Source organism: Halorubrum sp. Eb13 (assembly GCF_002252895.1).
Taxonomy (GTDB): domain Archaea; phylum Halobacteriota; class Halobacteria; order Halobacteriales; family Haloferacaceae; genus Halorubrum.
The window spans coordinates 1-1003 of the sequence record NZ_NHPE01000118.1 but is presented as its reverse complement, the minus strand read 5'-3'; the positions used below and the strand labels follow the sequence as shown (position 1 = coordinate 1003).

The following is a 1003-nucleotide window of genomic DNA, read 5'->3' as shown; positions in this document are numbered from 1 at the left end:
CGGCCTCCTCGGCTAAACGCTCGCTCGATCGGATCGGCTCGATCACGTCCAGACGATACGGCTCGATCACGCTCAAACGGCGAACGGAAGGGCGGTAAGTCGTCGGATCCGCGGTGGTTACGCCGCGCTATCCTCTGTCAGTACCTCCTTGACGACGCTCGGATCCTCCAACAGTTGGTGTTTCGTGTAACTGCCCTCCGCGCTCCCGCCGCTGTGTTTCGACTGTTCGATGATGTCGAGGAACGCGTGTTCCTTGAGGAGGTCGCGGACGCGGCGGAGCGAGAGGCTGTCCGACCCCTCCTGCCGGCAGATGTTCTCGTAGATCTCGTACACGCGACTAGTTCGGAAGCCGTCCTGTCGCCCGTTCGAGAGAGACAGCAGCGCGAGCGCTTGGAGGACGTACCGGGAGTGCGGCGTCGATCCGCGTATGAGCTCGCGGAAGCGATCCGTTTCCGCGCGCTGGCGCGCCTGCGTGACGAACTCCTCGCGAACGGTGGGTTCGTCGTTCCCCTGTGCGATCTCGCCGGCGTATCTGAGGATGTCGATGGCCTTCCGTGCGTCTCCGTGCTCCCGTGCCGCGAGCGCAGCGGCGCGCGGAATGGTGGACGGATCCAGGACGTCGTCGTGGAAGGCGTCCGCCCGGGCTTGCATGATCTCTCGGAGTTGGTTCGCGTCGTACGGCGGAAACACGAACTCGCGTTCACAGAGGCTGGATTTGACTCGCTCGTCCATCCGGTCTTTGTACTGGATCTTGTTGCTGATCCCGACGNNAGCTTGTCGATCTCGTCGAGGATGATGAGCACGACGTCGTATCGCTGGTCGAGGATGCGCCAGAGTCGCTTGTAGTAGGTCGACGTCGAGAGCCCCTTGTCGGGGACGTTGATCCCGGTCGCGTCGGGGTCGTTCACACCGTCGGCGATCGTCTGCACGGCCTGCGTCTCGGTCGTGTCCTGCGCGCAGTCGACGTACGCGAAGGTAGCGTTGACGCCCTCCTCGCCGGCGG

At 63.8% G+C, this 1003-nt stretch carries 1 pseudogene; it reads right to left on the bottom strand.

The window, feature by feature from the left end:
• Window positions 1-117: 117 nt before the first annotated feature.
• Window positions 118-1003, bottom strand: a pseudogene (locus DJ75_RS13205) (Cdc6/Cdc18 family protein); the annotation flags it as partial.